The sequence below is a fragment of the Streptomyces hainanensis genome (assembly GCF_004348415.1).
GTDB lineage: Bacteria > Actinomycetota > Actinomycetes > Streptomycetales > Streptomycetaceae > Streptomyces > Streptomyces hainanensis.
The window spans coordinates 1-1,201 of the sequence record NZ_SMKI01000841.1; the positions used below are offsets into that span (position 1 = coordinate 1).

The 1,201-nt window shown below is 75.1% G+C and carries 2 protein-coding genes; both read left to right on the top strand.

Going from position 1 to position 1,201, the window contains the following annotated elements; translation table 11 throughout:
• Nucleotides 1-602 (top strand): HhH-GPD-type base excision DNA repair protein (locus tag E1283_RS36345; RefSeq protein ID WP_132822413.1); only part of this gene is annotated, 602 nt, incomplete at its 5' end.
• Nucleotides 603-613: 11 nt separating this feature from the next.
• The coding region (locus E1283_RS36350; protein ID WP_132822414.1) for a phosphotransferase at nucleotides 614-1,201 on the top strand (588 nt) is incomplete at its 3' end.

The window sequence follows — 1,201 nt, forward strand, 5'->3', positions numbered from 1 at the left end:
GCCCCGAGGCCGACGAGCTCCTCACCCGCAGCCCGCTGGCCCGGCTCGTCGGCATGCTGCTCGACCAGCAGGTCCCCATGGAGTGGGCCTTCACCGGCCCCCACACCATCGCCCAACGGCTGGGCGGCGACGACCTGGACGCCCGGGAGATCGCCGCCCGCGACCCGGAGGAGTTCGCCGAGCTGCTGGCCAGGAAGCCCGCCGTGCACCGCTACCCGGGTTCGATGGCCCGGCGGGTGCAGCAGCTGTGCCAGTACCTCGTCGAGCACTACGACGGCGACGCCGGCGCGCTGTGGCGGGACGTCGACGACGGCCGGGAGCTGCTCCGCCGGCTCAACGCCCTGCCCGGCTTCGGGAAGCAGAAGGCGCAGATCTTCCTGGCCCTGCTCGGCAAGCAGCTCGGGGTGACGCCGACCGGCTGGCGCGAGGCGGCGGGCGCCTACGGCGAGGAGGGCGCGTACCGGTCGGTGGCCGACATCACCGGGCCCGACTCGCTGACCAGGGTCCGCGAGACCAAGCAGGCGGCCAAGCAGGCCACCAAACAGGCCACCAAACAGGCGACCGAACAGGCGGCCAGGAGCTCCGCGAAGGGAGGGGCGTAGGCTTCGGCGCCATGAGGCGGGGGGAGCTGCTCGGTTCCGGGCGCACGGCCGACGTGTTCATACTCGACGAGCGCCGCGTGCTGCGGCGTTACCGCGACGGACGGGACGCGAGCGGCGAGGCGGCCGTCATGACGCACCTCGCCGCGCTCGGCTACCCGGTCCCGGCCCTGCACGCCGGCGCGCCGACCCCCGCCGACCTGATCCTGGACCGACTCGCCGGACCGACCCTCTTCGACTCGCTGCTCGCCGGCGACACCTCGGTGGCCGCCGGCGGGCGCGTCCTCACCGACCTGCTGCGCCGGCTGCACGCCCTGCCGCCCCGGCTGGCCGCCCACCCCGACGACCGGATCCTCCACCTCGACCTGCACCCGGAGAACGTGCTGCTCACCCCGGAGGGGCCGGTGGTGATCGACTGGAACGACTCCGTCGAGGGCCCGCCCGGCTACGACCTGGCGGTCTCGGCGATGATCCTGGCCGAGGTCACCGTCGGCGGCGGCCCGATCTCCGGCCCGGCCGGCGCCCTGCTCACCGCGCTGCTCGACGCGCTCGGCCCGGACGCCGCCGCCATCGTCGACCACCTCCCCAGGGCCCACGCCCGC